General features: G+C 67.8%; 20 protein-coding genes. 6 read left to right on the plus strand and 14 right to left on the minus strand.

The window, feature by feature from the left end:
• Window positions 1-173 precede the first annotated feature (173 nt).
• The 5 genes from BMZ21_RS17090 to BMZ21_RS17110 all read left to right on the plus strand — a co-directional run bounded on the left by BMZ21_RS17090 (window position 174) and on the right by BMZ21_RS17110 (window position 8,147).
• Window positions 174-1,157: a Bug family tripartite tricarboxylate transporter substrate binding protein gene (locus BMZ21_RS17090; protein WP_091836773.1), complete on the plus strand. Its 984-nt coding sequence runs from the start codon at window positions 174-176 to the stop codon at window positions 1,155-1,157.
• Window positions 1,154-1,639, plus strand: a complete 486-nt coding sequence (locus BMZ21_RS17095) for a tripartite tricarboxylate transporter TctB family protein (protein WP_091836775.1) — start codon at window positions 1,154-1,156, stop codon at window positions 1,637-1,639. Before BMZ21_RS17090 ends, BMZ21_RS17095 begins: the two co-directional genes overlap by 4 nt.
• Window positions 1,639-3,138 (plus strand): tripartite tricarboxylate transporter permease, encoded by a 1,500-nt coding sequence (locus BMZ21_RS17100; RefSeq protein ID WP_091836777.1) that lies wholly within the window; start codon window positions 1,639-1,641, stop codon window positions 3,136-3,138. The genes BMZ21_RS17095 and BMZ21_RS17100 overlap by 1 nt, the downstream gene beginning before the upstream one ends.
• Window positions 3,128-3,568 (plus strand): nuclear transport factor 2 family protein, encoded by a 441-nt coding sequence (locus tag BMZ21_RS17105; protein WP_091836779.1) that lies wholly within the window; start codon window positions 3,128-3,130, stop codon window positions 3,566-3,568. Before BMZ21_RS17100 ends, BMZ21_RS17105 begins: the two co-directional genes overlap by 11 nt.
• Before the next feature lie 217 nt (window positions 3,569-3,785).
• Window positions 3,786-8,147, plus strand: coding sequence for an autotransporter domain-containing protein (locus BMZ21_RS17110; protein ID WP_167561664.1), 4,362 nt, complete (start codon window positions 3,786-3,788; stop codon window positions 8,145-8,147).
• Between the two features lie 186 nt (window positions 8,148-8,333).
• Here BMZ21_RS17110 and BMZ21_RS17115 read toward each other — a convergent pair whose 3' ends face one another.
• Both BMZ21_RS17115 and BMZ21_RS30615 read right to left on the minus strand, forming a co-directional pair.
• Window positions 8,334-10,043, minus strand: coding sequence for an MFS transporter (locus BMZ21_RS17115; protein WP_091836783.1), 1,710 nt, complete (start codon window positions 10,041-10,043; stop codon window positions 8,334-8,336).
• A 323-nt stretch (window positions 10,044-10,366) separates the two neighbouring features.
• Window positions 10,367-10,630: an FCD domain-containing protein gene (locus BMZ21_RS30615; protein WP_208862299.1), complete on the minus strand. Its 264-nt coding sequence runs from the start codon at window positions 10,628-10,630 to the stop codon at window positions 10,367-10,369.
• A gap of 256 nt (window positions 10,631-10,886) precedes the next feature.
• Here BMZ21_RS30615 and BMZ21_RS17125 point away from each other — a divergent pair, with 256 nt between their 5' ends.
• Window positions 10,887-11,774, plus strand: coding sequence for an SDR family oxidoreductase (locus BMZ21_RS17125; RefSeq protein ID WP_091836785.1), 888 nt, complete (start codon window positions 10,887-10,889; stop codon window positions 11,772-11,774).
• Between the two features lie 16 nt (window positions 11,775-11,790).
• On the opposite strand, the gene BMZ21_RS30395 is transcribed toward BMZ21_RS17125, so the two are convergent.
• The 12 genes from BMZ21_RS30395 to BMZ21_RS17180 form a co-directional block, all read right to left on the minus strand.
• Window positions 11,791-11,967 (minus strand): hypothetical protein, encoded by a 177-nt coding sequence (locus BMZ21_RS30395; protein ID WP_167561665.1) that lies wholly within the window; start codon window positions 11,965-11,967, stop codon window positions 11,791-11,793.
• Window positions 11,968-12,310: 343 nt separating this feature from the next.
• On the minus strand, window positions 12,311-12,556 hold the full coding sequence (locus BMZ21_RS17130) for a hypothetical protein (RefSeq protein ID WP_091836787.1): 246 nt from the start codon (window positions 12,554-12,556) through the stop codon (window positions 12,311-12,313).
• Window positions 12,557-12,791: 235 nt separating this feature from the next.
• On the minus strand, window positions 12,792-13,457 hold the full coding sequence (locus tag BMZ21_RS17135; RefSeq protein ID WP_091836789.1) for a TetR/AcrR family transcriptional regulator: 666 nt from the start codon (window positions 13,455-13,457) through the stop codon (window positions 12,792-12,794).
• A gap of 7 nt (window positions 13,458-13,464) precedes the next feature.
• A complete protein-coding gene (bktB, locus tag BMZ21_RS17140; protein ID WP_091836792.1) occupies window positions 13,465-14,646 on the minus strand; it encodes a beta-ketothiolase BktB in 1,182 nt (393 codons plus the stop codon).
• 11 nt (window positions 14,647-14,657) lie between these two features.
• Window positions 14,658-16,481 carry an AMP-dependent synthetase/ligase gene (locus BMZ21_RS17145; RefSeq protein ID WP_244543882.1) on the minus strand — a complete coding sequence of 608 codons (1,824 nt, stop codon included), beginning with the start codon at window positions 16,479-16,481 and terminating at the stop codon, window positions 14,658-14,660.
• Window positions 16,482-16,492: 11 nt separating this feature from the next.
• The gene (locus BMZ21_RS17150; RefSeq protein WP_091836796.1) at window positions 16,493-17,302 is read right to left on the minus strand and encodes an ABC transporter ATP-binding protein; all 810 of its coding nucleotides are present in this window, start codon (window positions 17,300-17,302) and stop codon (window positions 16,493-16,495) included.
• A 31-nt stretch (window positions 17,303-17,333) separates the two neighbouring features.
• Entirely contained in the window at window positions 17,334-18,518 is a 1,185-nt protein-coding gene (locus BMZ21_RS17155) for an ABC transporter substrate-binding protein (protein WP_091836799.1), read from the minus strand.
• 53 nt (window positions 18,519-18,571) lie between these two features.
• On the minus strand, window positions 18,572-19,612 hold the full coding sequence (locus BMZ21_RS17160; protein ID WP_091836802.1) for a branched-chain amino acid ABC transporter permease: 1,041 nt from the start codon (window positions 19,610-19,612) through the stop codon (window positions 18,572-18,574).
• Between the two features lie 4 nt (window positions 19,613-19,616).
• On the minus strand, window positions 19,617-20,495 hold the full coding sequence (locus BMZ21_RS17165) for a branched-chain amino acid ABC transporter permease (protein ID WP_091836804.1): 879 nt from the start codon (window positions 20,493-20,495) through the stop codon (window positions 19,617-19,619).
• Window positions 20,495-21,310, minus strand: a complete 816-nt coding sequence (locus tag BMZ21_RS17170; protein WP_091836807.1) for an ABC transporter ATP-binding protein — start codon at window positions 21,308-21,310, stop codon at window positions 20,495-20,497. Before BMZ21_RS17170 ends, BMZ21_RS17165 begins: the two co-directional genes overlap by 1 nt.
• 1 nt (window position 21,311) lies before the next feature.
• Complete coding sequence (locus BMZ21_RS17175) at window positions 21,312-22,100, minus strand: enoyl-CoA hydratase/isomerase family protein (protein ID WP_091836809.1); 789 nt, start codon at window positions 22,098-22,100, stop codon at window positions 21,312-21,314.
• A 189-nt stretch (window positions 22,101-22,289) separates the two neighbouring features.
• Window positions 22,290-23,582 (minus strand): MGH1-like glycoside hydrolase domain-containing protein, encoded by a 1,293-nt coding sequence (locus BMZ21_RS17180; protein WP_091837146.1) that lies wholly within the window; start codon window positions 23,580-23,582, stop codon window positions 22,290-22,292.
• Window positions 23,583-23,587: the final 5 nt, after the last annotated feature.

A 23,587-nucleotide genomic window follows, 5' to 3' on the forward strand; every position in this document is an offset into this window, starting at 1 on the left:
TCATAATGCCCGCCTGACCGCCCGCTTTCGAGACACGTGCCGAAATATGCGTCAGCCAGCGCCGCAAGAAGTGTTGACATTTTATTGCATACAGCAAAGGCTCAGGCATCGTGCGCCTGGCCCGGCTCCTTGCCACTAGGCCCCGATCAGGCCGGAACGAGGGAAGACGAACGATGAGCGGGATGGACGAAGCGGGAATCGGGAGGCGCGCCCTCCTCGGCGGGTTGGCCGCTATGGCCGGGCTCGGCCTGGCGAGCCGGGCGGCCTTCGCCTTTCCGACGCAACCGATCACCTTCGTCGTGCCCTATGCGCCGGGCTCGACCGATCAGTTCGCCCGCGCCTTCGGCACCGAGATGGAGAAGATTCTCGGAAAGAACGTGCTGGTCGAGACCCGTCCCGGCGCCGGCGGCACGATCGGCGCGAACTACGTCGCCAAATCGGCCAAGCCCGACGGCCACACTCTGCTGTTCTCGACCTCGGCGCCGCTCTCGGTCGCGCCGCACCAGAACCAGTTGCCCTATGCGGTGTCCGATCTGCGGCCGGTCGCCCGCGTCGGGCTCGGCCCCAACGTCATGGGCGCCCGCGTCGGAGCCCCCTTCAACGACGTGAAGAGCCTCGTCGCCTATGCCAAGGCCAATCCCGAGAAGGTCACCTTCGGCAGCGCCGGCACCGGAGGCGGCACGCATCTCTCCGGCGAGGCCTTCGCGCTGGCCGCCGACATCAAGCTGACCCATGTGCCCTTCCCTGGCGCGACGCCCGCGGTGGCGGCGACCGTCGGCGGCACCATCGACCTCGCGCTCGGCTTCGCCCAGTCGATCGTGCCGCAGGCCAAAGGCGGCCGGATGGTCGCGATCGCCCAGTTCGGCAAGACGCGCGCCAAGATCCTGCCGGACGTACCGACCTTCGCCGAATCCGGCGTCGACCTCGCGCTCTCGCCGCTGGTCGGCATCTGGGCGCCGAAGGCGACGCCCGACGCGGTGGTGCAGCAGCTCGCCGCCGTGATCGAGAAGGCCGCCGCCGGCCCGGCCGTCATCGCCTTCGCGCAGAGCACGATGACCGAGGTCGAGTTCGCCGGCCCGGACGTCTTCGGCCGCGAGATCGCCGAGGAGAGCGCGATGATGAAGCCGCTGCTCGTCAAGCTCGGCCTCGCCAAGTGACCGGAGAGACGAGCCGCCTGGCCGCGACCCTGCGGCCGCGCCTCGGCGCGATCGCAGGCATCGTCTGCGGCCTGATCGGGACCTTCGCCTCGCTGCAGCTGCCGCTCGGCACGAGCCGGCTGCTCGGCCCCGGGGCGGTGCCGCTGCTGCTCTCGCTGGCGATGACCGGCCTGAGCCTCGCGCTGCTCGTCAAGCCGGGTGCGGACGAGGCCGAACCGGATGAGGAGGATGGCGGCCTGCATGGCGCGGCCATGGTCGCGCTCGTCGCGCTGATGATCGGCGCCTTTGCGTTGCTGCTGACCTGGCTCGGCTTCATCGTCGCCGGCACCGCGCTGATGTACGGCCTCTATGCGATCGGCGAGGAGAAACTGGTCTCGGCCAAAGCCCTCCTCCGGGCCGTGCTGACCGCGCTCGCCGCCTATCTGCTCTTCGTCGTCGCGCTCTCGGTCAACATGCCGGCCGGCACGCTCTGGGGTTACTGATGGAAGGCTTGCTTGGAGGGTTCATCGTCGCCCTGAAGCCGATGAACCTGGTCTTCTGCTTTGCCGGCGCGTCGATCGGCACGCTGATCGGCGTTCTGCCCGGTCTCGGGCCCACGGCTGCGATCGCGATGCTGCTGCCGCTGACGATAGGGCTCGACCCGGTCTCGGCAATCATCATGATCGCCGGCATCTATTACGGCGCCAGCTATGGCGGCTCGACCACCGCCATCCTCGTCAAGATCCCCGGCGAGGCCCAGAGCGTCGTCACCTGCCTCGATGGCTACAAGATGGCGCAGCAGGGCCGCGCCGGCGCCGCCATCGCCATCGCCGCGATCGGCTCCTTCGTCGCCGGTACGGTCGGCGCGGTCGCCATCGGCCTGATCAGCATGCCGCTGGTCGAGTTCGCCATCCGCTTCGGCCCGGCCGAGAACCTGTCTCTGCTGCTGCTCGGCTTCATCGTCATCCTGGTCCTGGCCAAAGGCAACGTCGTCAAGTCGCTGATCATGATCGCCGCCGGCCTGCTGCTCAGCATGGTCGGACAGGACGTCATCACCGGCCAGCCGCGCTTCACCCTCGGCATTCCCGAGCTCACCGACGGCTTCGGCGTCGTCGTGGTCGCGATGGGCATCTTCGGCCTCGGCGAGGTCTTCGCGAACGTCGAGAAATTCCGCACCCGTTCGATGCAGGCGGTTCCCGTCGGCAGCCTGATGCCGACCAAAGACGACTGGAAGCGCTCGGCCATGCCGATCGCCCGCGGCTCGGTGCTCGGCTTCCTGATCGGCCTGCTGCCGGGCGGCGGCGCGACGCTCGCCTCCTTCATCTCCTATGGCGTCGAGAAGAAGTTCACCAAGCATCCGGAGGAGTTCGGCAACGGCGCCGTCGAGGGCGTCGCCGGGCCGGAAGCCGCCAACAATGCCGGCGCGGCCGGCTCCTTCATCCCGCTGCTGGCGCTCGGGCTGCCCGGCAACCCCGTGACCGCCCTGCTGCTGGGAGCGCTGATCGTCCACAACGTCACGCCCGGCCCGCTGATGATCCAGGAGCGGCCGGAGATCTTCTGGGGCGTGATCGCCTCGATGTATGTCGGCAACGTCATGCTGGTGCTGCTCAATCTGCCGCTGATCGGCATCTGGGTGCAGCTGCTGAAGGTGCCCTATCGCGCGCTCTATGCCGCGCTGATCCTGTTCATGATCATCGGCGCCTATTCGCTCAACAACAACCCGGTCGAGATTCTGCTCCTCCTGCTGTTCGGCGTGCTCGGCTACGGCCTGCGCAAATTGCGCTTCGACACGGCGCCGCTGATCCTCGCCTTCGTGCTGGGCGGGCCGATCGAGTTCAACCTGCGCCAGACCATGATGCTGGCGCGCGATCCGCTCGACTATCTGATGGGCCGGCCGATCGCCCTGACCATCCTGGCCTTCGGCCTGCTGCTGATCGTGCTGCCGATGTTCTCGAAGGTCCGTCAGAAGCTGATGCTGGCGCGGGCGGTCAATGAGCTCTGAGGCGATCCTCTCTCCAGCCCTGGCGGCCGAGCGCCATGACGGGCCAAAGGCGCTCGCTTTGCGCTATCTCGCGGCGATGGAGCGGCGTGACCTCGATGCCGCCCGCAGCTTCATCACCGCGGATGCCGCGTTCGTCTTCCCTGGCGGCGTTAGGCGGAGCGATCTGGCCGCGATCGTCGCCGGCTCGTCCGGCCGCTATCGCAGCATCGCCAAGCATATCGAGCGCTGCGACCTCTGCGAGCAGAGAGACGGCACCGCCATCGTCTATGTCCTCGGCAGCCTCTATGGCCGATGGCCTGATGGCACCGCCTTCTCCGATATCCGCTTCGTCGACCGCTTCGAGATCGCCGGCGGATCGATCCGGCGCCAGGACGTCTGGAACGACAGCGGCAAGGCCCGATTGGCCGCACAAATCTCGGATCCGGGCTGAGGCCGTCTCATTCACTCCCGAGCCGGCTGCCGCAAGCGCGTCGTTGAGCAGACGGGGATGATGCCTTCCGTCGGCCGAGGCTGCCGGCTGTCAGGCCGAGCCGGAGGAACTGCGGCAGAACTGCAACAATTTGTTTTATCTCAAGATGTGAACGGCTGTTCATTGCCTCCTGCCCTTACCCGCCTAAGCCTGTGGCGCGGTTGGGTTGGGCATTCTCATGATATCGGTCACCACTCCTGCGCTCGGCGGGACATCTCGCACGCGGCTCGCATCGCACCTGCTCGCGGGCACGGCGCTCGTGCTGCTCCTGTCCGCCGGGCAGGCGCTCGCCAATGGCGGGCGCGGTGGCGACCGAAGCAGCGCGCAACCGGGCTCCGGCGGCGCGGGCGGCATCGACAACCCGACGGGTGCCGGTGGTGCGGGCGCCAGAGGTCAAATAGCGCCAGGAGGCAACGCGGGCGGCGGCGGCGGTGGCGCCGGCGCTGTTACCGGCGGGACTGGCGGGCTCGCTGGCGACGGCAACCCCAGCGAGGGCCGAGGCGGCGATGGCGGCGTGCATGGCGCCGTCGGCGCGGTCCTGCCGGTCGGTGCCAGTACCGGCAGCAATGGCGGCGACGGCACCTCCGGCTATTTCTACTCGGGCGGCGGCGGTGGCGCGGGCGGCTTTGGTGCCGTGGTCACGGGCGCGGGTGCGACGGGAGCGATCGCCGGCACGCTCACCGGCGGCAATGGCGGCCATGGCGGTGGTAGCTTTTATGGTTTCGGCGGCGGTGGCGGCTCCGGCGGCATCGGCCTGCTCTTCACCGATGGCAGCGCGGCGCAGACACTGACGATCGACGGCACGATCCAGGGCGGAAACGGCGGAAACGGCGGCTCCTATGTATCGGACGGCACTGGCGCCGCCGGCGCGGCTGGCGTTGGCGGCGCTGGCCTGGTCTTCACCAATGGCGGCGCGACGACGACGCTGACCGTCAACGGCACGATCCGTGGTGGCGATGGCGGGCGCGGCGGCTCGAATTTGCCGACGTCCTTCGGCCGCACCCCCAACCCAGGCGAAGAGGCGAACGGCGTGGGCGCTGCCGGCGGCGAGGGCATTGTCGGCGCCGACCTGATCATCACCAATAACGGCACGATCGAGGGCGGCTTGTCGGGTGACGGCACGACGCGCGCCGCGGCGATCCATTTCACCGGCGGCAGCAACAGGCTGACTATCGGCAACGCCTCGGCGACCATCAATGGCGGCATCGTCATCGACACCGGCACGCTGACCTTCGACCAGACGATCGCCGCGACGATCAGCAGCGTGGTCAGCGGCGCCGGCGGCGTGGCCAAAGAGGGCTCGGGCACGCTGACGCTGACCGGCGAAAACACCTATACCGGCGGGACGGCGCTCAATCAGGGCACGCTCTCGATCTCGCAGGATACCAATCTCGGCGATGTGTCGGGTGGACTGACCTTCAATGGCGGCACCCTGCAGGCGACCGCGAGCTTCTCGACGGCACGAGCGGTGACGCTCAACGCCAACGGCACGGTCGAAGTGACCGCCGACCAGACTTTCACCATGGATGGCACGATCACTGGCACCGGTGGCATCGCCAAGACGGGGACCGGCACGCTGGTCCTGACGGGCACGAATTTCTACACCGGCGGCACGACGATCTCGGCGGGGACGCTCTCCGTCTCGTCCGATGCCAATCTCGGCAATGCCGCCACCGGCATCACCCTTTCCAACACGACGATCGTCGGCGGGGCCGGCACCGGGGCTGACGCTGTCCTGCGCACCACGTCGACCTTCTCGAGCGGTCGGAGCATCGCCTTCACCACGGGTGGTGGGCGGATCGAGACCGATGCAGGCACGACGCTGACGCTCACCGGTTCGATCACCACCGGCGGCAGCGCCAGCTTCATCAAGCAGGGCGCCGGCACGCTGGTTCTGACCGGCAACAGCTCCGGCGGCTACAATGGCCGGACCTGGGTCAACGAGGGCACGTTGCGGATCGAGGCCGGTGGCAAGCTCGGCAGCTCCGTCGCTGGCGGGCAGGCCTATATCAGCAATGGAGCCACCGCGATCGTCACCGGGACCGGCTCGAGCTGGGAGACCTTCGGCCAGATGCGGGTCGGCGAGATCGGCTCGGGCACGTTGCTGATCGAGGCTGGCGGCTCGGTGAAGACCGGCAGCGGCACCGGCACGGTCGGCATCGTCGGCGGCGGCGGCGACAGTTCGGTCACCATTACCGGGGCGGGCTCGCAATGGGTCGGTAACGGCACGCAGCTCTATGTCGGCCATGCCAATACCGGCACACTGACGCTGTCCGAGGGCGGAACGCTGCAGCTGACCGGAGGTGGAGGCGGCAGCGAGGGCGGGGGCGGCAGCAGTACGCTCGATCTCGGCCTCGTCGGCGGCAGCGCCGGCGGCACAGTCAATATCGGCGCAGCCGAGGGCAGCGCCGCCACGGCGGCTGGCAATCTCATCGTCAGCACCGTCGCCTTGAACACCAGCGCCAGCAAGCTGGTCTTCAACCACACCGAGGCCAGCTATACTTTCTCGCCGTCGATCACCGGCACCGGCTCGGTGCGCCAGCTCGCCGGAACGACGAACCTGATGAGCGCGAACAGCTATTCGGGCACGACGAGCGTGTCCGGCGGCACCTTGCGGGCTGGCGTCGCCGGCGCGTTCTCGTCGAACTCCGCCTTCACGGTTGGTGCCGGCGCGACGCTCGATCTCGCCGGCTTCGACCAGAGCATCGCCTCGCTCGCCGGCGCCGGCACGGTCACGCTCGGCTCGGGCACGCTGACGGCCGGTTCGGATAACTCGTCGACGACCTTCTCGGGCACGATCACCGGCACGGGCGGGGTGACCAAGACCGGCACCGGCACGCTGACGCTGACGGGAGCCAACACCTATACCGGCACGACCAAGGTCTCGGGCGGCAAGCTCGTCGTCAACGGCTCGATCACCAGCACTGTCACGCTCGACGGCGGTACGCTCGGTGGCTCCGGCACGGTCGCCGGTGTGAGCGTCGCCAGCGGCGCGACGGTGGCACCGGGCAATTCGATCGGGACGCTGACCGTCTCGGGCAATGTCTCCTTCGCCTCGGGCTCGACCTATCAGGTCGAGATCAACGCCGCCGGCCAGGGCGACAGGATCGTGGCCTCGGGTTCGGCGACGCTCTCGGGCGGCACGGTGCAGGTCCTGGCCGAGAACGGCAACTACGCGGCGAGCACGAGCTACACCATCCTCACCGCCTCGGGCGGGGTCAGTGGAACCTTCACCAGCGTCACCTCGAACCTCGCCTTCCTGACGCCGTCGCTGGCTTACGACAGTCAGAACGTCACGCTGACCATGACCCGCAACGACACCTCGTTCGGGCCCGACAACAGTGGCGGCACGAGTGGCGGTGGCAGCAGCAACTCCAGCACGGGCAGCAATTACATCGCGCAGACGCGCAACCAGGGCTTCATCGCGATCGCGGCCGAGCGGCTTGGCGTCGGCAATGCGGTCTATGACGCGCTGATCTCGGCCACAGCGGCCGAGGCGCGGGCCGGCTTCGACCTGCTCTCGGGCGAGGCGCATGCGCAAGCCGTCAGCGTGATGATCGACGAGAGCCGGCTGGTGCGCGATACGATCCTGGGCCATCTGCGCGGCCCGCTGCTGACGCCGGCGCCCGGTCAGGTCGCGGGCGCCTTCAGCGCCGATCTGCCCGGCCGCAAGGGCGCGATCGTGATGCCGGCCCCGCTGCCGCAGCCGCGCTACGCCCTCTGGGGCACGGCCTTCGGCGGCACCGGCAACAGCGACGGCGACGGCAATGCCGCCAGCCTGAGCCGCCGCAGCGGCGGGGCACTGCTCGGGGCGGATGTCATGGTCTACGACGCGCCGGGCTCGTCGCTGAAGCTCGGCGTCGCCGGCGGCTACAGCCAGTCGCGCTTCGATCTCGATGCTAGGCTTTCCAGCGGCAAGCTCGAAAGTGGCCATGCCGCACTCTATGCCGGGGCACGCTTCGGCAATCTCAGGCTCGATGCCGGCGCGGCCTATAGCTGGTCGGAGAGCGACATCCGCCGCCAGGTCCAGATCCGCGGGCTCAGTGACCTGCTGCGCCTGCAGCGTCCGGGCTCGGTGACGCAGGGCTTCGCCGAGCTCGGCTACGGCTTCGCCTTCCAGGGCATTGTGCTCGAACCCTTCGCGCAGCTCGCCTTGATCCGGGTCTCGACCGATGCCGGCACGGAGCGTGGCGGCGCGGCGGCCTTGCGGGTGCTCTCCAGCGACCAGACGCTTGGCTTCACCACGCTCGGCGTCCGCGCCGAGGCGCAGATCGGGGCGATGCCGCTGTTCGCGCGGGCGATGCTCGGCTGGCGCCACGGTTTTGGCGATCTCACCCCGCAGGCCCGCACCGCTTTCGTCGCCGGCACCACCCCGGCCACCGTCTTCGCCGCACCGATCGACCGCGAGGCCCTCGTCGCCGAGGCCGGGCTCGACTGGCGGATATCGCAGGCTACCGCGCTGGGCCTGACCTACTCCGCCGCCATCGGGGAGCGCTCCAGAGACCACGCCCTCAAGGGCAGGGTCGAGATGCGGTTCTGAAGCGAAGGGGCTGTCCGGAACAGGCGTGGCAACGGTTGATAGAGGAGTAATCTCTTCACCTACTGAACCTGCTAGCCGACTTGCCGATGGCGAACGATGCGAGCTTGGCTGGGCTGTGCACCGGTGACAAGTTCCGGATCGGCCGACGCACGCCCCTGAGGCCGAGCGCGACTTCGGCGCTGCCGTTCAGGGTGACGCCTGCGCCTGCCGGGTCGCGCGCAGCAGTTCACGCGGCAGCGCACCGGTCTGGCGCTCCACCATGCGGTGCACGACAGGCGGCTCAGGCCCGATATGCAGATCCCTGACCCGGTCGCCGATTTCGGCGTCGGCTTGGGTGACGCGCTGGGCCTGGCGGACATATTCGACCCAGGTCGGGCTGTCGTAGCGTTCGATCCAGAGCTCGGCGTCGGTCAGGTCGCGCAGCAGCGACCAGTGGCGGGCACCGTCGCGGCGGCGGATGCGCCGGCGTTCCTCCATCGCCTTCAGGAACTCGACGACATCCTCCTGCCTGATCCGCCATTCGATGGTGACGAAGACCGGGCCGCTGCGCGGCTCGATGTCGACCGCGACCTCAGGCTTTCGCCAGCGGCCGAGCGGATCGAGATTGAGCGCCTCCAGCGGGGGCAACTGGTAGCGCAGCCCGACGGCCGCGCCGAAGACGAGCGCGACTGCCGCCGCGATGAGACCGCCGGCCGGGCCGGAATGAAGGGTGAACCAGCCCCAGGCCCAGCTGCCCGCGGCCATGCCGCCGAAGGCCGCCATCTGGTAGAGCGCCAGCGCGCGTCCCACCACCCAGCGCGGCGCCGACAGCTGCACAGTCGAATTGAAGGTCGAGAGCGCCAGCACCCAGCAGGCGCCACCGGCCGCAAGTGCCGGCATGGTGAGCCACATGGTCGGGCTCAGCCCCACCACCAGGGCCGCGGCCGCATAGGTCAGGAAGGTCAGGCGCACGAGGGTCTCGGTGCTGAAACGACGGCGCAGCCGGGCGCTGACGAAGGCTCCGGCGACCGCGCCGGCGCCGAAGGCGCCCAGCAGGATGCCGTATGTCAGCGGGCCGCCGCGCACGAGATCGCGTGCGACCAGCGGCATCAGAGCGAGGCCGACGATGCCGCCGAAACCGAAGAGAAAGGCGCGCAGAATGACGGCGCGGATATTGGGCGACATCGCGACATAGCGCAGACCGGCGCCCATCGCGAGCAGGAACGTCTCGCGCGGCAGCACGCGCTCGACCCGCGGCGGTTGCCAGCGGGCCAGCACGACGATGAGGCCGATATAGCTGAAGGCATTGACGACGAAGGCTGCGACCGCGCCGAAGGCGGCGACGATGGCGCCGCCGATCGCCGGGCCGACGCTGCGGGCGATGTTGAAGGCGACGCTGTTCAGCGTCACCGCCGCCGGCACCTCGGGTCGCGGCACCATGTCGCCGACCGAGGACTGCCAGGCGGGGTTGTTGAGCGCGTTGCCACAACCGAGCAGGAAGGTGAAGGTCAGGAGCAGCCAGGGCGAGAGCAGTCCATGCCAGGCAAAGACCGCCAGCATGATCGAAACGGCGAGCATGAAGCCCTGCGCCGTCAGCAGGATGCGGCGACGGTCGTAATTGTCCGCGATCGCGCCGGCGGCAAGCGAGAACAGCATCACCGGCAGCGCGGTCGAGGCCTGGACGAGCGCGACCATGTCCGGCGAATTGGAGAGCGAAGTCATCAGCCAGGCTGCGCCCACCATCTGGACCAGGCCGCCGAAGTTCGAGGCAAGGCTGGCGATCCAGACCGCGCGGAAGATCGGCTGGCGCAACGGCGCAAAGGCCGAATAGCGCCCGTCATCTGGCTTCAGGCCCTCGGCGGCGAGGTCGGCCTCGGCGGTTTCGGCAGTGGTCTGCGTGGCTGGCTCTTGCGGCATGCCACAGTTAGAGCATGCCGGCGGGCGATGGGAAGCCGCGCTGCGCCATTGTCCATCATCAGATGATTTGAGACTGTTTTCACGAACGAAAGCTGGGGCTCATCCGGGTTTCACGGGCGGCTTCGGGACGATGATGCGCCCTGTGTTCCAGGCAGGCCCTGATGGGTCGGTTGAGCTTCGACAGGCATGACGCATCTGACAGAAGCAAACCGTCATCGCAGCAGCGCGAGATCAATCGCCTGGGCGAGCGCGGCTATGCCCGCATCGCTTTCCATGAAAAATACAATGTTAATCCTCGGCCACCGCAGCGGCAGGGCCATGCCTCAGCGCGACAGGATCGGGCGAATGCGCGCCAGATTCTCGATCGTGTGGGCCAGATGGGCGCGCAGTCGGTCGGCCGCTTCGTCCTGATCGCGGCGCGCGAGGCTGTCGAGGATGGCGAGATGCTCCTCGCATTGCGCGCGGTAACGCTTGCGGTCCAGCATCGACCGGTAGGACAGCAGGCGGCGCACGCGATTGAGCCGCCTGATCGTATCGAGGAAGAACGGGTTGCCGCTCGCTCCGACGATCGTCTCATGGAAGCGCACCCGCGCTCGTGCAGCGCGTCAGCGGAATCGGTCTCGATCGCGCCCGCGGCACGATCAACGTGATCATGCGGTTCGCCTCGATCGCGGGACACTCCGATCCTTGATATCGGACGTCTCCTCCACGAGCACAGACATGCGCTATGAACATTTGGCGGGTGTAAGGTCATGCCCGCCGTGATTGCCCCTGCGGGGAGGCGTGCTCAACATTGCCGTCCCGGACGTGCTTCGCGATCGCCAGGTTTGGGACTGAAAGTCGATGACCGAGGGACGACAGTCCGATATCCGCATTCTCGTCAGCGGCGGACGCGGCCGGCTTGCCAGCGTGCTGTCGCTCGTCGGCGGGGATCGTGTACAGGCTTTGCCGCGCGCCGAGCTCGACATCTGCGATGCCTTCGCCTTTCAGGCTGCGCTCGCGAGGCTGAAACCGGACGTCGTCATCAATGCGGCGGCGATCAGCGCCCTCGAGGCCTGCGAGCGCGCGCCGGAGCGAGCACACGCCGTCAACGCGCTGGCCCCCGGCCATATGGCGCATGCCTGCTCAGAGGCCGGAACGCCATTCGTCCACCTGTCGACGGATTACGTCTTCGGCGCCCCGACTGATCGCCCGTGGCGGGAAGCCGATCCGGTATCGCCGATCAACCTGTACGGAAAGCTGAAGGCCGAAGCCGAGCGACATGTCCTCGCCGCCGGCGGAAATGCCTGTATCGCCCGGGTCGCCTGGCTGTTCGGAGACGGCAAGGGTTTCATCGCCCATCTCCTGCGCGGACAGGACGATGCCGTCAGGATCGCCCGCGACCAGATCGGCTCGCCGACGCCGATCGGTCCGCTCGCCGGGCGTCTGCTGGACCTGGCCGGACGCATGGCAGCCAGAGAGCCCATCCCGCGCCTGCTCCATCTCGCCGGCTCGCCGGCCGTGTCGCGGGCCGACTGGGTCGCCACGGCCTTCGAGGCGCTTCGCCTGGCCGGACGGCGGACGCCGGAGCTGGTTCGTGTCCCGATGAGCGACCTCGGCTCCTCGGTCACCCGGCCGCACTTCAGCGCCCTCGACTCCAGCCTGGCCGCGGAGCTCTTCGGAGGCGAACTCGATTGGCGGGTCGCAGCCATGCAGGTCGAGACTTTCATCGACCGTCAGGTTTCGGGATAGGAACTCGTCTTTCTGCTCAGGCCTTGATCGGCTCGGCACGGCCGGAGCGCAACGAGCGATAGGCGGTATCGATCATCGCGAAAGCATGGCGGCCGTCGTCGAGCGTGACGGCCATGTCTCCGCCCTCCCTGAAGGCTTTGACGAAGGCCCAGGCGACATGTTCGTGGAAGACGCCGGTCTTGAAATGGGGCACCGTCGGCGACGAGGCCCAGCTGCCGCGCGGCGGCGACCACCGCCTTTTGCGGGAACACCGACGAACGGCCCTGGCTGCAGCTCTGGCGCGACTTGCGGCCGGGCGCGGGCGTGATGTCGATCGAACCCTGCTCGATCGGGCGCCTCGATGACGGCCGCAACGCCCCGCCGCCCCCGTTCGAGCCGGGTGGCAGCCGCGTGTTCGAGATCGACATCGACGTGGCCGATAGCCGGAGAAGCAGCGGTCCCCGCAAGTCCGCACGACGGATCCGCTGCCCCTCGCCGGCCGTCGATATGCGTGGTCCAGGTCGCCAGCGCCTTGCCGGTCGAAGAGCCTTCTTGTCTCAGCGACGGCTGCTCGACGTCCCGCCCTGATGTCCATGGGAAAGGAACTGCATGAAAGCCGGCGGGATCTCGATATAGCCGAGAGCTTCCTGGCGCGTGTCGAAGTCCGCGATAGCTTCGGTCAGCAGCTCGAACTCGCGCTCGCCGTCGGAGCCTCTCAAGGATGAGATCAACTGTGCAGCTCGCAGCACAGCAGCCTTCCGCTCTTCATAAGACGAGATCATCACGGCGTCGGCGTTCGGCATGACACCACCTCATCGCTACGCAACTCACAGCCACTACGCTAACGACTAAACCGCTGGAATACGAGTCGCTTATTGACGATGACTATCTGGCAGCCGCTCAGAAGCACATGCCGAGCCCGGCGTTGATTGCGTGGTTGGTTGCGTTCGGGGCAATGTGGCCGACCATTGCGAGCCCGCAATAGCATCAGCTTCCGCGGCCGCCGGGCGTGCGCACGAGCCCGCGACCTAAAAGCATTCATTCGGCCTTGGCGCTGTCAGAGTCCGAGCAACATTCCGGTCCGAGGTGGCTCGCCCCGATGCCGTTGACGAAGAGCCCGATCGTCTCTCGAGCGATATGATCGACCGAGAGCGGCCCGGCGGGATCATGCCAGCGGGCGATCCAGCTCAATGCGCCCGCCGCCGCGAAGGCGAGCAGCTTGGGGTCGCAGGCGCGGATCGAGCCGTCGGCGATGCCGGCCTCGATCAGGCCGCGGAAGCGCTTGTCGATCTTGCCCTTGAGAGCGCGCAGGTCCTTGCGCGTCTCGGCGGGGAGAGGGTCTTCGCCGACGAGGATCAGGCAGCGGCCGAAATCCTCGGTGACGATATGGGCGTATTCGGTCCAGAGCACCATCAGACGCTCGAGGCCGCTGCCGCCGCTGCGCCTGGCCTGCGCCGAGGCGGCGGCGGCATCCAGCCGTTCCAGCCCGATGCGGACGCATTCGAACAGGATCTCGTCCTTGCTGCGAACGTAATGGTAGATCGTCGGCTTGGTGACGTTCAGGCGCTCGGCGACATCGTCGAGCGATGTGCGGTGGAAGCCACGCTCGGCAAAGGCCTGCGCCGCGACGCGCAGCACGGCCTCACGCTTGAGGGCGCGCTCCTGCTCGCGCTGCGCCGGCGTCTTCCAGAGGGCTGTCGCCATGACCTGTTCAGGCCCGCTCGATCGCGAGCGCGATGCCCTGGCCGCCGCCGATGCACATCGTCACCAGCCCGTAGCGACCACCGGTGCGCTTGAGCTCATAGGCCGCCTTCAGCGTGATGATCGCGCCGGTCGCCCCGACCGGATGGCCGAGCGCGATCGCGCCGCCATTGGGATTGACCTTGGCCGGATCGAAGCCGAGCTCCTTGGCGACGGCGCAGGCCTGCGCCGCGAAGGCCTCGTTCGACTCGATCACGTCGAAATCCTTCAAGGAGAGCCCGGTGCGCTTGAGCAGCGCCTGCACCGCCGGCACGGGGCCGATGCCCATCACGCCGGGTTCGACGCCGGCATGGGCATAGCCGACGATACGCGCCAGGATCGGCTTGCCCTCGCGGCCGGCCCGGCCTTCCTCCATCAGCACCATAGCGGCAGCGCCGTCATTGATGCCCGAGGCGTTGCCGGGCGTGACCGTGCCGTCCTTCTTGAAGGTCGGGCGCAGGCCCTTCAGCGTCTCTGCCGTCGTCCCGGGCTTGGGATGCTCGTCGGTGTCGAAGCTGATCGTGTCGCGGCCCTTGCGCACTTCGACGGGCAGGATCTGCTCGCGGAAACGGCCGTCCTTTATCGCCTCGGCGGCACGGCGCTGGCTCTCGGCAGCGAAGGCGTCCTGAGCTTCGCGGTCGACGCCGTAGCGCTCGGCGACGTTTTCGGCGGTGATGCCCATGATGCCGTTGCCGAACGGGTCGGTCAGGATGCCGGTCAGGTGGTCGGAGGCGACCGTGTCGCCCATGCGCTGGCCGAAGCGGGCGGTCGAGAGCAGATGCGGGGCGCGGCTCATCGTCTCCGCGCCGCCGGCGACGGCGGTGTCGCAATCACCCAACATGATTGCCTGTGCCGCCGAGACGATCGCCTGCACGCCGGAGCCGCAAAGCCGGTTCAGGGTCATGGCCGGGACCTCGACCGGGATGCCGGCATCGATCGCCGCGATGCGGGCGAGATAGGCATCCTTGGATTCGGTCAGGATGACGTTGCCGAACACGACATGGCCGACCTCTGCGGCGGGCAGATCGGCGCGGCGCAGCGCCTCGGCGACGCAAGCTGTGCCGAGCGCGGTCGGCGCATGGCCGGAGAGCGCGCCGCCGAAGGTTCCGATCGCGGTGCGCACACCCGCGGTGATGACGACATGTCGGCTCATGGTGGTTCTCCTCAAACGGGTTCGGCGTGTCGCTCGGGCTTGTACAGCCCTTCGATCTCGGCGGCGTATTTCTTCGCGATGCTCGCTCGCCGCACCTTCATCGTCGCGGTCACCTCGTCATCGTCATGATCGAGCTCCTTGACGAGGAGGTGGAAGCGCTTGAGCTGCGCCACCGGCGCTAGCTGGCTGTTCGCCTGCTCGATCTCGGCGGCGACGAGTTCGCGCACGCGCTCATGCTCGGCGAGGCTGCGGAAATGGGTGAAGGCGATGCGGTTCTCCTCGGCCCATTTGCCGACGGTCTCGGCGTCGATCTGGATCAGGGCGGAGGGATAGCGGCGCCCGTCGGCCACGACGATGCACTCCTTGATGAAGGCGCTGCCCTTGACCGTGTTCTCGATCTCCGACGGGCTGAGGTTCTTGCCGCCGGCGGTGATCATGATGTCCTTGAGACGATCGACGATCCTGACCTGTCCGGCCTCGATCACCGCGACGTCGCCGGTGTGGAGCCAGGCATCGCGCAGCACGCCTGCCGTGGCCTCGGGATTGCGGAAATAGCCCTCGAAGACGATGTCGCCGCGTACCAAGAGTTCGCCCTGGTCGCCGAGCTTGGCCTCTGCGCCCGCGACCGCCTCGCCGACCGAGCCGGGCAGCAGATGGTCGAGGCGCTGTCCGGTCGCCATGCCGGAGGTCTCGGTCAGCCCATAGACCTCCACCAGCGGCACACCGAGCGTGCGGAAGAACTGCACGATGCGCGGCGGGATCGGCGCCGCCCCGGTGAGCGCGATCTTCGCCTTGCGCAGGCCGATGAAGTTCTGCAGCGCCCGGAAGATGACGAGGTGAAAGAAGGTTGCGAGCGCCTTCTCGCGCAGGCTGCGTGCGGAGTTCGGCTTGGTGGCGAAGGGCTCGCAGGCGGCAAGGCCGGCCTCGAACAGGCGCCGGCGCCAGCCTCCGGCCTCCATCAGCTTGATGTGGATCGAGGCGTGCAGCTTCTCCCAGATGCGGGGGACGCCGAGGAAGAGCGTCGGCGCCACCTCGCGCAGGTCTTCCTGCACCGTGCGGATCGACTCGCCGAAGGAGACGCAGGAGCCGGCATAGATCGGCGCCATCGTGCTCAGCATCTGCTCGGCGACATGGCAGAGCGGCAGATAGGACAGGTTGGTCGTCGACGCGTCGTAGCCGAGCCTCTCGACCACGCCGGCCGCCTGCGCGCGCATATTGCGATAGCTCAGCATCGCGCCCTTGGGCTTGCCGGTGGAGCCGGAGGTGTAGACCATCAAGCCGATATCGGCCTGCGTCTGCGCCGCGAGGCAGGCATCCACGAGGCCGAGGTGTTTCGCCTCGTGCTCGGCGCCGAGGCGCAGCACTTCGGCGAAGGATACGACCAGTTCCGAGGCGTAGCCGCGCAGACCTTTGGGGTCGATCACCACGATGCGCTTCAGCCGTGGCAATTCCTCCAGCCGCTCCAGCACCTTGTCGGTCTGCTCCTGATCCTCGCAGACCACGATCTCGACCTCGGCATGGCCCAGCACATAGGCGACCTCGTTGGCCGGGCTGGTCGCATAGACGCCGATCGCGACCGCGTTGACCATGCCGGCGCCGAGCTGAGCGACGACCCATTCGGCGCGGTTCTCGGAGAGGATGCCGACATGACCGCCCTGCTCCAGACCGAGCGCGCGCAGGCCAAGGCCGAAATGGCGGGCGCGGCGATCATATTCGGCCCAGCTGATCGGCAGCCAGATGCCAAAATCCTTCTGCCTGAGCGCGATACGCTCCGGCATCGTCCGAGCATTCTCGCGTAGCATCTGCGGCAGGGTGAGGTTCGGAAGCTCGCGCATCGCCGCCATCCTCACGAGAGCCAGCGCTTGCGGCGCTTATAGTGCTTGATGTCGCGATAGCTGCGCTCGCCCCCGGCCCCGCCGAGGCCGAGATAGAATTCGCGCACGTCTTGGTCGCGCATCAGCTTCTCGACCGGCCCGTCGATCACGACCTTGCCCATTTCGAGGATGTAGCCGTAATTCGCCACCGCGAAGGCGACGGCGGCGTTCTGCTCGACCAGCAGCATCGAGACCTTCTGCTCGGCATTGATGCGGGCGATGATCGCGAAGATCTCCTCGACCAGCTTGGGTGCCAAGCCGAGCGAGGGCTCGTCGAGCAGGATCAGCGAGGGCCGCGCGATCAGGGCGCGGCCGATCGCCAGCATCTGTTGCTCGCCGCCGGAGAGATAGCCGGCGAGCCCCTTGCGGCGCTCATGCAGCCTTGGGAAGTAGTTGTAGACGAGGTCGAAATCGGCGGCAGGCAGCTTGCGCCCCGTCAGTGCGAAGGTCGCGGCGGTGAGATTCTCCTCGACGGAGAGGTCTTCGAAGATCCGCCGCCCCTCCATCACATGGAAGAGGCCGCGCCGGACGAGGCCGTGCGGGGTCAAGGCAGCGATGTCGTCGCCACGGAAGCGGATGGCGCCGGCGGTGACGTCGCCGTCCTCGAGCGAGAGCAGGTTCGACACCGCCTTCAAGAGCGTCGACTTGCCGGCGCCGTTCGAGCCGAGGAGGGCGACGATCTCGCCCTCCGGCACTTGCAGCGACAGCCCGCGCAGCACCTGCACGGTCCGGTTATAGACCACCTCGACATTGTTGACGTCGAGCACCGCGGGACCGGCCATGACCCTCTAGCCTCTCACTGAGCCGCCGCCGTTACAGCTTGATCCAGTCGGAAGCCGGCTGCATCTGCTTGGCCTTGGCGTCGAAGCGGTAGATGCGCCCGACCGGCACCGAGTTGCCGGGGATCGAGATCGGCACGCCGAACAGCCCGCCGGTGTCGAAATCCTTGATGCTGTTCAGCCCGGCCTTCAGATTGGCGCCGGTGAGCTCCTTGCCGGCCTCGAGCGTGCGCTTCACCGCCTCGGCCATCAGCATGGCAGTGACGAACCCCTGGAGATAGCCGGTCGACTGGTATTCCGGGCGCATCTGCCGGATCTTCTCCAGCATCGGCGCGGTGCCGTCCTTGTCGTAGTAGTAGCGGTAGGGCATCACGCCCATGAAGCCCTCGGCGGCGTCGCCCATGCGCTGCACGGTCGAGTTGTCCATGGTCCAGAACGTGCCCATGAACTGGCTCTTCATGCCCATCTGCTTCGCCTGCGTGACGAATTCCGGGATCGGCGCCAGCACATAGCCGTGGAAGATCGTGAAGTCGGGATTGGCGCGGCGCAGCTTCAGCACCTCGGTCGAGACGTCGACGCTGCCGGGCGGCGTCACGATCTTCTCGACGACGCTGAGCTTCAGTTCCTTGGCGACCGCCTCGCTCGGCCCGATCGGATCGCGCCCGAACTCGCTGTCGGAATAGACGAAGGCGACGCGGGCGCCCGGCTTCTCCTTGGCTATGTAGCGCAGGAGGATGCCGAACATCTCGGTGTAATCGGGCCCGGCCATGAACTGCAGCGGGAACTTCTTGGGATCGTTGAGCTCGGTCGCGAAGGAGGCGCCGGCCATGAGCATGCTGCCGCGGCGCTCGAGCTCGGGATTGATCGTCTTCGAGAAGCCGGTCGAGTCGCCATAGTAGAGCGAGACCTTCTCCTGGCCGGTGATCTTATTGAAGGCCGCGACCGAGGCGTCGACCTTGTAGGCGGTGTCCTCGGCGACATACTTGATCTTGCGGCCCTTGATGCCGCCGCCATCGTTCAGGATCTTGAGATAGTCTTGGATGCCGGCATGGATGCCGACGCCGGCAAAGGCGAAGACACCGGTCAGCGGTATCGAGCCGCCGAGTACGACGTCACCGCCGTCCTGTGCCGCGAGCGGCCTGACCCCGAGCGTCAATCCGCCGGCGAGCGCGGTGGTGCCGGCGAGAAGCTGGCGCCTGTCGAGAGTCGTATTCGTCATCTCATCCTCCCTTGGGTTGGCTGCTCTTGACGGCAGCCGTTTCAGCGAAGTGCTCAGGTCCTGAACGGCCAGAGATGGAAGAAGCGGCGCAGCCGCCGCCAGATCTCGGCGAGGCCGCGCGGCTCGATGATCAGGAAGCCGACGATCAGCCCGCCAAAGACGATGGTGCGCACCGGCGCCAGCGCCGCGAGCGCGTCCGGGTAGATCGGCGTCGCCCAGTTCGCGACGAACTTCAAAAGCTCCGGCACGAGCGTCATGAAGACCGCGCCGAGGATGCCGCCGAGGATCGTGCCCATGCCGCCGACGATGATCGCAGCGAGGTAGAAGATCGAATTGACCAGCGGGAAGCTCTCGGGCGTGACGACGCGGAAGAAGTAGGCCCAGAGCCCGCCGGCAAGGCCGGCATAGAAAGACGAGATCGCAAAGCTGGTCAGCTTGTAGCGCAGCAAGGGAATGCCCAGCACCTCGGCCGAGATGTCGCGGTCGCGGATCGCGATGAAGGCGCGGCCGATCCTGGTGCGCAGCAGGTTGGCCGCACCGAGCACCATCAGGCAGGTCACCGGCATGATCAGCCAGTAGAGCAGGAAGGGCTGGTCGAGTGTGAGGCCGAACAGGCGCGCCGGCGGCATCGACAGGCCGCGCGACTCGCCGGTCAGCGACCAGTGCGAGAACAGGAAATGCAGGATGACCGAGGCCGCGATCGTCGCGATGGCGAGATACAGCCCCTTCACCTTGAGGCTGGGAATGCCGACGAGCACGCCGATCGCCGCCGCGAAACCGGCACCGACCAGAAGGTTGATGAAGAACGGCGTGCCGAGCCGGATTTCCAGCACAGCGACGGTGTAGGCACCGACGCTCATGAAGGCGGCCTGGCCGAGGCTGACGAGCCCGGTATAGCCGGTGAGCAGGTTCAGGCCCGTCGCGCTCGCGACATTGATCGCGCAGAGGCAGGCGAGGAAGAGCCAATAGGGGCTGGCGACGAAGGGGAAGGCGATCGCGGCGAGCGCGAGCAGCACCAGCAGGGCGCGCTGCAAGGAGCTGTCGAACAGCGCCTCGTCGGCGGCGTAGCTGGTCTTGAGCGTGCCGATCCGCATGGCGCTAGAGCCTCTCGATCTCGTGCGTGCCGAACAGGCCGTAGGGACGGACCATCAGCAGCACGAGCAGCAGCGCGAAGGTGACGACGAGCTTGAATTCGCCGCCGAGGAAGGCGCCGGCAAGCGCCTCGACCAGCCCGATCAGAAGGCCACCGACCAGCGCGCCGGCGATCGAGTCGAGCCCGCCGATGATCACCACGACCAGGACCGAGAGGCCGAACACGCCCATGGTCGGCGAGATGCCACCAATCGCCCCGACCAGCACGCCGGCGCCGGCCGCGGTGGCGCAGGCGAGGATCCAGGCGACCGAGAAGACGCGCGGCACGTCGATGCCGACCGAATAGGCCGCGCCCTGATCGGCCGCCGTCGCCTTCAGCGCGACGCCACCGCGCGAGAAGCGGAACAAAGCCAGGAAAAGCCCGATCACCACGGCAGCCGCGACGAAGCCGATCGCGACCTTCGGGGCAAGATAAGCCTCGCCGATGAAGACCGGCGTCGACAGCATGAATTCGGGCAGCCGCAGCGGGTCGGCGCCCCAGCCGAGCTGCACGACACCGGCGAGGATCGAGCCGAGGCCGATCGTGACCATGAACACCGAGATCGGGCTCTCGCCCAGCATCGGCCGGATCAGCGCGCGCTCGACCAGCCAGCCAAGCGCGCCGCCGGCGGCGATCGCAAGCGGCAGCGCGAGCCAGGGCGAGAGGCCGAGCCCGGCAGCAAAGCCGAGGAAGGCATAGCCGCCGAGCATCAGGATCTCGCCGATGGCGAGGTTCACCACGCGCGTGGCCTTGTAGATCAGCACGAAGGCGACGCCGGTCAGCGCATAAAGCGCGCCGGCGCCGAGGCCGGCCAGGGTGACTTCGGCGAGGAAGAGCGCATCCATCACGCCGCCTCCGCCTTGATCCGCCGCGCGATCGCGCCCACATCGCCCGAGCCGAGATAGGCGGCGATCACGGCGTCGTTGCCCTGGACCTCGCGCGGCGTGCCGCTGGCGATGACCTGGCCGAAATTCAGCACCACGACATGGTCTGAGATGTCCATCACCATGCCCATGTCGTGCTCGACCATCAGGATCGTGACGCCCCATTCCTCCTTCACGTCGAGGATGAAACGGGCCATGTCCTCGGTCTCCTCGCGGTTCATGCCCGCGACCGGCTCGTCGAGCATCAGGATGCGCGGCCGCATCGCCAGCGCCCGCGCCAGCTCGACGCGCTTCTGCAGGCCGTAGGAGAGCGTGCCGACCGAGGCGTTGCGGATGTGCTGGATCTCGAGGAAGTCGATGATGCGCTCCTCGATCTCGGCGCGCAGTTCGAGTTCCTCCTTCTGCGCCCTTCCCCAGTAGAACAGCGCATCGAGCACGCCGGTGCGCATATGGGCGTGGCGGCCGAGCTTGATGTTGTCGAGCACGGTCATGCCCCGGAACAGCGCGATGTTCTGGAAGGTGCGGGCGAGACCACGCGCAGCACGCTGCGGCGCGCGGACGCCGTCGAGGCTTGTCCCGGCGAAACGGATGCTGCCGGCCTGCGGCCGGTAGAAGCCGGAGATGGTGTTGAACAGCGAGGTCTTGCCGGCGCCGTTCGGGCCGATCACCGCGGTGATCGCACCCTCGGGTACGCTGAAGGAGACGTCGCTGAGGGCGCGTACCCCGCCGAAGGCGAGCGAGACGCCCGAGACCTCCAGAATGGGCGAAGCCGTCATCTCAGCGCCCCTCGAACTGCGGGGGCCGCTTGGCGAGGAAGGCCTGCGCGCCCTCCCTGAAGTCTGCCGTGCGCGCGCCGGCAAGAAATGCCTCGCGTTCGAGTTCGAGCTGAGCCGAGAGATCGTTGCCGAGCGAATGGCCGATGAGATGCTTGATGCGGGCATAGGCCGCCGTCGGCCCCAGCGCGAGCCGGCGCGCCAGCGCCAGCGCCTCGCTCGCCAGATCGGCGGCTGGCACGACGCGGTTGACCAGCCCGAGCGCCTGCGCCTCCGGCGCACGCATCGGCTCCGCCAGCATCGCCAGTTCCAGCGCCTTGCGCGTCCCGACGATGCGCGGCAACCGATAGGTCGACGAACTGTCGGGGCTGATGCCGATACGCGCGAAGGCCAGCGTGAAGACGGCATCGTCCGCTGCGATGCAAAGATCGCAAGCCATGGAGAGGCTGAAACCAGCCCCCGCGACCGGTCCCTGCACAGCCGCAAGCGTCGGCAGCTTCAGCGCGTCGAGCGCACGCAGGGCGGCGTGCACCGGATCGATGATGGCTTCGATCGCGGCCGCCGGATCGCCGTCGAAGAAGCGGGCGACATCGCCTCCGGCGCAGAACGCGCGGCCCTCGCCACGCAGCAGCAGGACACGCGCCGTGCCGTCCCGCGCAATGCGTTCGATCGCGTCCGCAAGGCTGCGCGCCATCTGCGGGTCGATCGCATTGAGCACGCGCGGACGATTGAGCGTGACGGTGGCGACGGCCTGCTCGATTGCGAGCAGCACCGGGCTTTCGGCCTGGTCCATGACGTTCCCCTTGAGTCCGCAGTCGTTAGCCGCCGCGGTATCTCCAGCTCTACTCGATATTCCTGAGCTTACTCATGAGTAAGGCGAAAGCCGACGCCGTGCGCTATGCGCAATTGCGCACAGCGGGCATTGTCGAAACGGAACAGGCCTGATCGAACGACGCCAGGGGCATATCGATCCTGGCAGCCTTCACATTTTCTCACGTGCCGGGCCCGCGACCACAGCCTGATCGATCATCAGGCGGATTGCTGCGGTCCAGGAGAACTGGCTGCCACCCAGCCCGTCGCCGGAGGTCGGGTCGAAGTATTCGGCGATACCGCCATCCCGCATCAGGGTCTGTGTCGCCAGGTGGATCCGGCTGGCGAGCGCCGCATGCCCATAGCGCTCGAACCCCTCGGCGATCATGAAGTTCACTACAGCCCAGATCGGACCACGCCAGTAGCGCTTCGGCTCGAAGCGGGGATCGAGCGGCGAGGTGCTCGGCACCGGATAAGGTACCTTGGCAAGCCAATCTTCCAGCTCAGCGGCAAGGGCAGCGGCCTGCCCGGCCGAGGGGATGCCGGCGAACAAAGGCAGCAGGCCGGCCGAGGTCGAGGCGTCGACCGTGGTGCCCGTGCAGAGATCACGCGCCTGGTAGATGCGCCGCTCTTCACTCCAGAGCCGGGCGAAGGCCGCGGCCCGGCGCGCCATCCGCGCTTCGATGCGGCGGCGCTCCGCTTCGGTGCCGAACTGCGCGGCCAGCGCCAGCAGATCCTCTTCCGCCTTCTGCAGGATCGCATTCGTCGCGACGTCGACGAGCTTGAAGGGCGAGGCCCGCCACATCGCCGCGGGCTCCCAGCCAAGCCCCGCATAGAGGTCGACCAGCGCGATGAAGCGGCGATAGTCCTCGTCGCGCGGGCGCATCTCGGCGCCGATATGCGAGGTGTCGCGGCGCCGGATCGGCGTCGTAGGGGCAATCGTCAGGCGCGCCATCGCCTCGTCCCAGGCCGGGCTGTTGTCCATGCCCGATTCCCAGGGATGCAGGATGGCGACGAGGCCGGTGGCTTCCGGGTCGCGGGCCTTCTCCCACCAGTCATGCGAGGCGAGCGCGCAGCGATAAAGCCGGGCGGCTCGCGCCTGCGCGTCTGGCCCCCGTGCGATCTCGAAGACGCGGCGCAGCGCCGTGGCGAAGACCGGCGGCTGGGTGATGCCGGAGGTCGGGATGGCATGGCGGGTGCGCCAGACGTCCGGCCCCGGGAAATAGTCATCGCTCGGCGCGTGGAAGACGATATGCGGCACCATGCCGTCGTCCCACTGACCCTCGACCAGCCGCTCCAGCTCGCGCCAGGCGCGCTCCTTGTCGAAGGTCGCCCAGCCCATCGCGACGAACGCCGAATCCCAGTTCCACTGGAACGGGTAGAGCCGGTCGGTCGGGACCGTGTAGCCGCCGCGGTCATTGGCGCGCAGGATGGCGCGGGCCGCCTCGATGTCGATCGTCGTCATGTCCA

It is taken from the genome of Allobosea lupini (assembly GCF_900109525.1).
GTDB classification, from domain to species: Bacteria; Pseudomonadota; Alphaproteobacteria; order Rhizobiales; family Beijerinckiaceae; genus Allobosea; species Allobosea lupini.

Bases quoted from the DNA above. Each gene is read 5' to 3' on its own strand.
- BMZ21_RS17105 (WP_091836779.1), top strand. From the start codon at position 3,128: ATGAGCTCTGAGGCGATCCTCTCTCCAGCCCTGGCGGCCGAGCGCCAT.
- BMZ21_RS17150 (WP_091836796.1), bottom strand. From the start codon at position 17,302: ATGGCCGGTCCCGCGGTGCTCGACGTCAACAATGTCGAGGTGGTCTAT.
- BMZ21_RS17135 (WP_091836789.1), bottom strand. From the start codon at position 13,457: ATGGCGACAGCCCTCTGGAAGACGCCGGCGCAGCGCGAGCAGGAGCGC.
- BMZ21_RS17125 (WP_091836785.1), top strand. From the start codon at position 10,887: ATGACCGAGGGACGACAGTCCGATATCCGCATTCTCGTCAGCGGCGGA.
- BMZ21_RS17180 (WP_091837146.1), bottom strand. From the start codon at position 23,582: ATGACGACGATCGACATCGAGGCGGCCCGCGCCATCCTGCGCGCCAAT.
- BMZ21_RS17155 (WP_091836799.1), bottom strand. From the start codon at position 18,518: ATGACGAATACGACTCTCGACAGGCGCCAGCTTCTCGCCGGCACCACC.
- BMZ21_RS17100 (WP_091836777.1), top strand. From the start codon at position 1,639: ATGGAAGGCTTGCTTGGAGGGTTCATCGTCGCCCTGAAGCCGATGAAC.
- bktB (WP_091836792.1), bottom strand. From the start codon at position 14,646: ATGAGCCGACATGTCGTCATCACCGCGGGTGTGCGCACCGCGATCGGA.
- BMZ21_RS17115 (WP_091836783.1), bottom strand. From the start codon at position 10,043: ATGCCGCAAGAGCCAGCCACGCAGACCACTGCCGAAACCGCCGAGGCC.
- BMZ21_RS17165 (WP_091836804.1), bottom strand. From the start codon at position 20,495: ATGGATGCGCTCTTCCTCGCCGAAGTCACCCTGGCCGGCCTCGGCGCC.
- BMZ21_RS17160 (WP_091836802.1), bottom strand. From the start codon at position 19,612: ATGCGGATCGGCACGCTCAAGACCAGCTACGCCGCCGACGAGGCGCTG.
- BMZ21_RS17175 (WP_091836809.1), bottom strand. From the start codon at position 22,100: ATGGACCAGGCCGAAAGCCCGGTGCTGCTCGCAATCGAGCAGGCCGTC.
- BMZ21_RS17130 (WP_091836787.1), bottom strand. From the start codon at position 12,556: ATGCCGAACGCCGACGCCGTGATGATCTCGTCTTATGAAGAGCGGAAG.
- BMZ21_RS17170 (WP_091836807.1), bottom strand. From the start codon at position 21,310: ATGACGGCTTCGCCCATTCTGGAGGTCTCGGGCGTCTCGCTCGCCTTC.
- BMZ21_RS17145 (WP_244543882.1), bottom strand. From the start codon at position 16,481: ATGCGCGAGCTTCCGAACCTCACCCTGCCGCAGATGCTACGCGAGAAT.
- BMZ21_RS17090 (WP_091836773.1), top strand. From the start codon at position 174: ATGAGCGGGATGGACGAAGCGGGAATCGGGAGGCGCGCCCTCCTCGGC.
- BMZ21_RS17110 (WP_167561664.1), top strand. From the start codon at position 3,786: ATGATATCGGTCACCACTCCTGCGCTCGGCGGGACATCTCGCACGCGG.